The sequence below is a fragment of the uncultured Gemella sp. genome (assembly GCF_963519265.1).
In the GTDB taxonomy this organism is placed as follows: domain Bacteria; phylum Bacillota; class Bacilli; order Staphylococcales; family Gemellaceae; genus Gemella.
Genome location: NZ_CAUQNQ010000012.1, coordinates 19,469 through 29,243, shown reverse-complemented (window position 1 = coordinate 29,243; position 9,775 = coordinate 19,469). Strand labels below are relative to the sequence as shown.

6 protein-coding genes are annotated in these 9,775 nt (G+C 28.3%); all 6 read right to left on the bottom strand.

What is annotated here, in order from left to right; translation table 11 throughout:
* Positions 1-922 (bottom strand): hypothetical protein (locus tag RWN11_RS02865; RefSeq protein WP_314160289.1); only part of this gene is annotated, 922 nt, incomplete at its 3' end.
* A 688-nt stretch (positions 923-1,610) separates the two neighbouring features.
* Entirely contained in the window at positions 1,611-2,777 is a 1,167-nt protein-coding gene (dltD, locus tag RWN11_RS02860; RefSeq protein WP_314160288.1) for a D-alanyl-lipoteichoic acid biosynthesis protein DltD, read from the bottom strand.
* A 4-nt stretch (positions 2,778-2,781) separates the two neighbouring features.
* A complete protein-coding gene (gene dltC, locus RWN11_RS02855) occupies positions 2,782-3,015 on the bottom strand; it encodes a D-alanine--poly(phosphoribitol) ligase subunit DltC (RefSeq protein WP_314160287.1) in 234 nt (77 codons plus the stop codon).
* Positions 3,016-3,036: 21 nt separating this feature from the next.
* Positions 3,037-4,194 (bottom strand): D-alanyl-lipoteichoic acid biosynthesis protein DltB, encoded by a 1,158-nt coding sequence (dltB, locus tag RWN11_RS02850; RefSeq protein WP_314160286.1) that lies wholly within the window; start codon positions 4,192-4,194, stop codon positions 3,037-3,039.
* A gap of 1 nt (position 4,195) precedes the next feature.
* Positions 4,196-5,698 carry a D-alanine--poly(phosphoribitol) ligase subunit DltA gene (dltA, locus tag RWN11_RS02845; RefSeq protein WP_314160285.1) on the bottom strand — a complete coding sequence of 501 codons (1,503 nt, stop codon included), beginning with the start codon at positions 5,696-5,698 and terminating at the stop codon, positions 4,196-4,198.
* Positions 5,699-5,926: 228 nt separating this feature from the next.
* Positions 5,927-9,772 carry a PD-(D/E)XK nuclease family protein gene (locus RWN11_RS02840; protein ID WP_314160284.1) on the bottom strand — a complete coding sequence of 1,282 codons (3,846 nt, stop codon included), beginning with the start codon at positions 9,770-9,772 and terminating at the stop codon, positions 5,927-5,929.
* Positions 9,773-9,775: the final 3 nt, after the last annotated feature.

Here is a 9,775-nt window from a genome sequence, read left to right as displayed (position 1 = left end):
ATCCACCAGGCAATGTTTCTGGGATATGATCTGACAATGGTTGGTTAGGAGTAACATAAAATACTTCACTACTAGGCGATTCTACTGGATGATAACCGTTGTAAAGACTGTAGTGGATCGTTACTTTGTGAGGTTTTTCATTATTGTTAGTACCAGCGTTGCTAGGGTTAGTTCTAGATCCATTGCTTCTTCTAGGGTATGTGACACTGACATTAGTCCAGTTACCAAAAAGATCGTTACGTTTTAGGAGTTCCTTACTGCTGCCTCCTTCACCATGTGCACCTATATATCCACCTGCACCATAAAATACATATCCACCAGGGAATGTTTCTGGGATATGATCTGACAATGGTTGGTTAGGAGTAACGTCAACTACTTTGCTACTACTACTGCTACTGAATGGACTCATTGGATCGTCGTAAAAATTGTATGTGATCGTTACTTTGTGAGGTGTTTCATTATTGTTAGCACCAGCGTTTGCATTACCATCATTGTTTGGTTTCACTTCTGTACTAGCGTTGTTTGGTTTGGTATATACGCCTAACAGATGCAGATGTGCATATTTAGAAAGTAAATCACCTCTATGGTCAACTCTATAGTTATGATCAGGATCTACTTTATATACCCACATCATTCCTTTGCCTTTGGTAATATATTTTAAATCAGCACCATCCTTAGATAATGGATAGTAGTCTCCAACGGTAGCATTAGGATTTTCTGCAATATTTACCTTAACGTTAATTAAGTCATCCTTTCCTTCGAAGCGGTAATGAAGATCTACTATGTTTTCTTCAGCAGCGTGAACCACCCCACCATTTAAATTAAACACTGACGGAGCTACTGTTAGAGCTATCCCATCAGGTACTACTGCTAAACTTGCAATCGTTATTGCCGATAAAACTCTTTTTGTATTTTTGTTCATTATATATACCTCCATAAATTATCTCTTTTATAATTAAATTATAATTTTTTATTTAATTATATAAAAATAATTATCTTTTATACTTTTCTAGTCATTATTATATCAAAAAAAAAAAAAAAAATCAATCATTTTTTATAAGAAAATAGTTCATTCATAAAGAATCAAAATAATTATAAATATCAATAAAAAATTGCACGAACTAACTGCCGAGCAGGTACATAAAAAAACTGCTCAAGGGCTGCATAACAACTTTAATGCTAAGCCAAGTAGTAGTAACTGGGAAATATTGGTTGTATACTAAAGCTGGGGCATGGAAAAAATTCCAGCTCCGGATTTCAATTTTTATATGCAACTTGACAAAGAGCCAATAAAAAAGGGAGCGTCTCAACAATATCATGATTCCTTTTGAAACAAGATTCTGTCGAGTCACCCCCGCAAAGTTTATTAGATATCTAAAAAGCTTTCATAAAGTGAATTTAAATATCAATATACCACTACGTTTATGAGTTATCATATAAACTTTTTAAAATTTAGGACTTTTGAGTCAGTACCGTCCCATCATTAAAACTCACTATATACATATTCTTGGACATTTGAAAAATCAGTCACAAAACAATATATTATTATTCCCATTATTACTGCATAAAAGAATAATATCCATAGTGTTAGTCTTTGTTTATAGCTTAATTTACTTTTTAAGTTTGTAAAGATCTCTTTCAAAATCAATCCATCCTCTCCAACCTACATGCATTGCATCATACATATAATAATCTTCATATTCTTTACTTGAATAATCCATTACTTCTATGTTATTTTTTTTAGCAATTTCTTTTAATTTATTATAGGCAACTTGTCTTTTCTCACTACCTATTCCAGTATAATCACTCCACTTCCCGTGAGCAGGAAGAATAGCAAACTTAATATTTAAATCCAAATCCTTAACGATAGATAATAGTATGTCTAAATCCTCATATTCCTTAGAATCATCATATTTTGTATTCTTTGAAATATTTTTTAACTGATCGTACTTAGCTCTTATATATTTATCATAGTACGTATTGTCAATCTGATAATCATTATTATTAGTTCGGTCTTTAGCTTCTTCGATTACCTGTTTATCTAATTCTTCCCAATTATAATTTGGAGTATTTTCACCACTAACTGGATAATTTTCTTTACCTTTATTTTTATAAAAATTCAATTTAGTTTTTAAAACATAAAAATAATTATCTAATTTTATAAATTCTTCTGTAAATTTATTTCCTTTTCCATTCAAGAAGTATCGTTTATAACTCTTATATTTTTTGTTTAATTCTTTGTTAGAAGCTGAAAGTTCTATAACTCTATTTATAAACCTTTCTTTTGTTTGATAGCTTATTTTATCATTTCTCATAGTATTGTAAACATGCTCACTAGAAATTCTAGATAGAAATGCATCCTTTAAAATACCATTCTTATTATCAAACCACTGAATAGATTGAATCATTACTATCTCATTATTCCTCACATCATTTCCTATAGAACCTATAGTTGCTGCATGAATAATGTTTTGAGAATTTCCTACCCCCACTTGCATAATATTAAAATCTTCATAATTAAATATTCTCTTAGGATGATAATTCTCATTAATTGTTGTAGTTAACTCTGAAGACCCCAAAAGTAAAAGTGTTCTAGGAGTCATATTTTCAACTATTATATCTCTACTTTTGTACTTTTCAAAAGAGGTACTGTATCTAACGCTATTATCATTGACTTTATAATAAGTTTCAATCTTCTTTAGAAGGGTCATGTTTAAAATTACAAGTGTAATTAATACCAATACTATTGATATTAAAAATGCTTTTAATCTTATCATGATTTTATTTCCTATTTTCTATATATGAAATTACTTTATTTGGCGTATCGATTTCTTCATATGTTACTTCTGTTGGAGCTATGCTTAATCCAAAGATTTCTTTGATTTTCACTAACATTTCTACGAAAGCTAAAGAGTCCATTAGTCCTTCTTCTTTCATGTTTACATCTAAGTCTTCTCTTACTACTTCATCTTCACAGATTTCTTCTAACATTTCTAATACTTGCTCTTTTATCATGCTTGTTCTCCTAACTCTTTATTATTTTTTTAATACATGACTTATTAGTTTATATGGTTCTCCTGAGAAGATATATAAACCTATTATTACTAAGTTGATCGTTATGAACCAACTAAGTACTTTGTACCATGTTTCATTTTTATTCTTTTTGTAAAACTTACTTTTCTTTTGATAATACTCAAATCCTGCCATAAGTATTCCATGGTAGAATCCATACACTATATAGCTTATTGTTAAGCCGTGCCAAAATCCCATAAGTACCATGTTTACCATGTAGGCATACATTGCTGTATTTAGTCTTTTCTTGAATCTTTTTTTCTTTGTTGCTTCCATAAAGACTCTCGAGAATACGAAGTCTCTAAGCCACGTTGATAGTGTTATGTGCCATCTATTCCAGAAGTCTTTTATGTCTATACTTAGGAATGGTTTGTCGAAGTTCATCGGTGTTCTTATTCCTAAGATGTTACTGCTTCCCACTGCCATTAAACTGTATCCGGCAAAGTCAAAAAATAGGTACAATGTATATAAATACATGTATTTCATAGAATAGACAAATGTGCCATGGTTTGTTAAACCTACTAAATAATGGTAGCTTAATGTTGAGAATACTATTTTATATAGTAACCCTAATATTAGTCTGTAGACTCCTTCTCCAGCTAATTCTAAGTACTCTGTCCTCGGCATTCTTTCTTTCATTTCGCTCATGAATCTTCTACTTCTATCTATCGGACCTGCGCTTACAGTTGGAAAGAATAATAAGAATTGTATATATTCTACAACACTAATTTTTTCTTTTATTAACCCATCTGAGATTTCTATCATAATTTGTATTGTCTTAAATGACATATACGATATTCCTATAAAGGCTAATAAATGTAGGTGAGTAATTGCGAATACTTTGTTTATTACTAGTGGTAATATCGATAGTACTACTAAGATTTTTAAGTATTTCTTGCTTTCTGTTTTTTGGGCTATTAATACTAATATGTATTCATAAAATATGAATCCTACTAGGTACGCTAACATTATCGTACTTTTACCATATACCGCTATGGCAAATATTACTGATAATGCCAATATATAATATTCTATTTTTTTACCTAGATAGTTTATTATAAATCCTATGATTAGTGCTATAGCTAAGAAAAAGAAAAATTCATTTCCGTCAAAGTAGCTCATTCTATACTAACTCCTTTAACTTTTTCTTATCTATTTTTCCATTGTTATTTAATGGCATTTCTTCTAGGAATACTATTTTTTTCGGTATCATGTATTCTGGCACTAATTTTTTTAGTTCTTGTTTTATTTGTTTTGTTACTTCGAAGCGTTTTTCTATTTCTTCATTGTATACTACAAATGATGTCAATGCTTTTACTTTTCCATCTTCGTAGCTTGGCACTGTCGCTGCCTGGCGTATTTTTTTATTTTTAAGTAGATTATTATCTATATCTTCAAGTTCTATTCTGTGGCCATGTAGTTTTACTTGAAAGTCTATGCGCCCTTCACAAAATAGCATACCGCCTTTGAAGTACCCTAAGTCTCCTGTTAGGTAACTTCTCTCTTCTTTTCCATCTACTTCTCCTATACCAAATTTTTCACTTGTTATAGCGTCATTTTTGAAGTATCCTTTTGCAACTGTGTTTCCTGTGATTACTATTTCACCTTTGTTTTCTTCATCTGGATTTGCTAGGTGTACTTTTGTTCCCCATTTTACTTCTCCAACTGGGAGGTTCTCGTAGTATTTTTTATTCACTTCTTTTGTTATTTCTACCCATGTGACCATTACTGTTGATTCTGTTGGTCCATAAGTATTTATTACCTGTGCATTTTCAAAGTTTTTATGAATTTTTTCTACCGTTGTGCTGAATAGTTTTTCTCCACAAAAGACGAATTGTTTTACCTTCGGCATTAGGTTTTGATTGAAGTTTTTATCTATAAAACACATTTCTATAAATGATGGTGTTGAAATCCATATCGTTGCATTTGATTTATTTAGTTCTTCGAACATTACTTTGAAGTTCTCTTGGTGTTTTCTATCTATTTGTACCAAAGTAGCTCCTAGATAAATACTTGGCCATAATGACATTACCGATAAATCAAATGAGAATGGTGGATGTCCTAAAAATACTAGTTCTTCTTTCTCATCATAGTATCCTGTGTACCAGTGCAAGAAGTTATTTAGGTTGTTGTATGTGATACATACTCCTTTTGGTTTTCCTGTACTTCCTGATGTGAAAATTATATAGAATATATCTTCGTCTTTCACACAGCTTTCTTTTGAAATAGCATTTTGAGTACTCAATATTATCTCTTTAGTAGACTTAACATCTAGCACCTCTCTAGTTAGATCTATTTCTTCTGTGACTAGTACTATTTTAGAATCTGTTGTTTCTACTATTTCTTCTACTCTTTCTTTTGGTGTGTTTATATCTACTGGACAGAATGCTCTTCCTGATTTTACACATGCTAAGAAGTATACTAACATAAATGGATGTTTATGTCCGTACACTACTATAGGATTTTTATTTTCTCCTAATTTTTCTTCAAGATAAAACGCAAGTCTATCTGAATACTCTATTAAATTTTTATACGTTAAATTTTCATTCTGATATATATTATTAATATATACTTCTTTAGAACTATTTTTATACTGTTCTAGTTTTTCAAAAAAAGTTAATTTCATATTTATTTTATCCTTGCCTCTATATCTATTCGTTAGCATATTTCAACTCAAGTTAATCAATACAAATAACTTGATTTAAAAGCTGACATTATATTCCATATACTATTATAATATAAAACTTGTCAAATGTGATTAAAAAATAGAAAAAATTATAAAAAAAAATTTGATTTGTTGCTTTTTATTTTCAAAACAACAAATCAATTTTCATAAAATTTTTCTAAACCGGGATTATCTTAAGTCATTAAGTATCTTTTCTTTTAGTTCTTTCGGCTTAAGTTCAACGATTTCCCTGTAGTTCAAACGCGTATCACTATTACTTGCAAAATTAAATAAAGTTTGTTTTTCTGTGCAATACTGATTATCAATTTCATAATTATCCAAAGAAAAATCAAATACAATGATTTTCTCTAATAGTTTCATTATGTTATCTAGATTCTTATTAACTAATTTTTCAAGTTCAGGACTCGTGAACGCCTTATGACTATCCGCTCCGTGAATCTTTTTAGCTTTCGTTGTTCTAACATACATAATATCCGGCGCTTTTTCATAAAATTCATCATCTAATATTAGATCACTGTTAGCTAACCCTCTTAATCTGTATGTCTTTAAATCTTTTCCTAATTTTGCTATTTCTCTATAAAATATTCCTAAGATATCTTCTGAATTTTTACCAAACATCATTTCACATGCCAATGCATAAGTCAAAATTTGAGAAATAAATCCTAATTCTAAACTATCTAAAGAAAAATCGCTTTGACTACTCTTATAATCTATTATTGAAATATTTTTTCCATTTACATCAACCCTATCAATTACCCCTGTAAATTTAATTGGTGGTATATTATATTTCTGTTTCAGTTCTTTCTTATTAATCTCACCAGTCTCTTTATTTTCACATGTAATAACATTGTCTACAATTTCCAAACTAAATTTTCTTTCTAAGAACGTTGGCATAAATCTCGTTAAAGCAAAATATTTTATTTCTATTGCTACAGCTAGTTCAAGTCTTAGAATCATATTATTAAAAATATACTTATGAGTGTTTAATAATTCTATCAACTGCAAGGCTTCTAATATATCTTTATTATCACTTGAATAAATAACATCATTCAAGATTTCTTTAATATTAAATCTCTTTATAATATCTTCATCTTTTAGCTTGTCTATATCAAATTTATTTCCACATTCAGCTATAAAATTAGTAATTCTTTTTTCTGACATTACTGCATGGAAGAATTTCCCGGTAACAAGACTGTCTATATCAATATCCCTTTCTTCAGCAATGCCAAGTACTCGTTTAACAAAGAATTGATATGGATTTCTTTCAAAATCAGAAATTTTTGAAATACTAAACTTAGAAAAACTATCTTTCTTAACTTCTAAAAATTCATCAATGTATCCACGATTAAGCTCAAACTTATAATCTCTAATTATTTTAGATAAATAATTTTTAATACTAGTATCATTAGAGAAAAATACCCTATCATTTAATTCATCAAGAACTTCATAATTTTCATAATTTTCATTTACTGATGTAAGTTGATACTGTTCTAAAAACTTAATCATAAGTTCAACTAAAACCTCAACTTCGCTTGTCTTACTATCTTTCACTTCCATAAATCTACGATAAATTTTTGCGAATAGATAATTAAATTCCTTAGATGAAACTATCTCTGAAATATTTTCTAAATAATAATTATAATCAGCAATAGAAAACTCTAAAATTTTTGAAGTTTGCTTTTCTTCTAATTCTGGGAATAGAGATTTTACTGTATTTAAGTATGGAGATGCAAAATTTTCTTTAAAACTTTTATCAAGTAAACTATAACTTATATATGTTTTTTCTTGAGCTCTTGTCATAGCAATATAAGCTACAAACTCTTCATCTATAAGCGCCGCTTCTTTTGTCGGTGATAAAAATATATCATTGTTAATTAATCTTTCTTTATCTTTATCGTCTATTAATCCCGAACTCTTAGATACTGGCAATACATCTTTATTAAATCCTAAGACAAAAACAACTTTTTTATTTTCTACTTTCGCTAAATCCATAGTAGACATAATAATAGAATTATTTATTTCTGGTATTGAACGATACTTAATAGATGTTAATCCAGTATTAAAAAGAGTAACAAATTTTTTATATTCAAACTTTTCACTACCAAAATTCTCATTTATATCATTAATATATTCAAGAACTTTTTTGTAAACTTGCCTATCTATACTGTCAATTTTTAGCTCTTCAATGTTATCATACTCACCATCTTCTTTATCAAGGTACATTCTAATCTTACAATGGTCAAAAACATCCACTAATTTTTTTATATATCTCTTAGCTTGAAGATTGTTCTTAGCTGAAACTTCTGAAACCTTATTAATAAGTTCTAATAAAACTTGTCTACAAATTTCAAGTTGTTCAGTCGTATGTTTTGTCGTCTCTTCAATAAAGTAATCTTTTAAAATATCACCATGCGTACTTACCAATTTTTCATTTAATATATTTTCAAGATCATCTATTGAAATCACTCTAACTTTTTCTAATAAATCACTATATCCATATTTTCTTCCAAGATTTTTTACTAAATCACTAGTTGCAAATTTATCCTTTATTACTGTTTCATCTAACTCTGCAATATCGTTTTCTAGTTGTTTTTCATCAATATTTGAATCTCCTAGTAAAACATGTGCAATAGCTTTTTGACGATAAATATTCTCAAAATTCGTTAACCTAGTTTTCAGTAAATTTAATAATCTAGTTTTAAAACTACCTTCATCAAAATATAGTGTTTCTTGTATAAACTTAACTAAACGATGATTGCTAGTTTCAATATTTTTATCTAAATGAACCTCTAAATTATAATCTTTAAAAATATTCAAATAATTTTCGTATGTATTATCACGATAAAGAATTGCTATCTCATTTTGGTTAATATTATTATGATTTAGTTTCACAATCTCACGAGCAATTTGTTTAACCTCTAACTCCTTATTTTTTGCACATATAATCTCAATACTATCATCAATCTCATACTGCGCTGTGAAGTTTTTATAATATTTATCAGCAAGAACATCATTAGAAATCCCATTAAAGCGACCTCTATGAGTTTCTAAGATTTCATATTTTTCTACGATATTGTCTTTAATATCAAATTTCAGAGTATTTATATCTTCCTTTTTTACAAAGGCTACTACAGAAAAATTCACATCTTTATTATTTTTCACTATTTCATTCATACTAGCAACAATCTCATGAGATTTTCTAAAAATATCAAGCTTATATTTCTCTTCACTATATAAATCAGATAGATAAAAATCATTATATTTCATCTTTTCTAGTTCGTAACCTTGGAGTAATTGCGATAAATCAAAATTAAAATATCTATTTGCATCACTTATAACACTAATTATTAACTTTTTAGACTTCTGGGCAAGTTTTTCAATATAATAATATTCCTGTGCTGTGAAGTTGTAATAACCATCTACATAAAAAATATACTCACTTATATCTATATATTCTAGATACAATAATAATTCATTTATATAATCTACTTTATCAAAAGTCTCCTGTTCTTTTAATAATCTCGAATATTCAACATATATTTCTAAAATAGATTCTAATTTTTCTCTATGACTACTTTCAAGATTATTATTTTTCTCTAAATATTCCTCTAATAAATTAATACTTACCTTATACTCTTTTAATTCATTTATAATTTCTTCTATAACTTCTATAAAATTAACATCTTGTATAATTCTTTTAACTAAAAAATTTCCACTACTTTTTAAGTTCTTGGCAGCTTTATAAAAGTAAAACGGCTTAATATTATCTCCTAATCTACTAAGATTATCCATTCCTAATTGCTTAGATAGTTTTCTAGTTAAACTTGAAAAATTCATAACATCAATATTAAAAGTACCACCGAATTTATCACATAACATTTTTTCAAAATTAAAACTGTTCTGTTCTGGAGTTAATACAATTATTTTATGTTTATCTCTATTTAACTCGATATCATTTAATATGTAGTTCGTTTTCCCTACACCACTTGGACCAATTAATAATTCTAAGTTCATGTT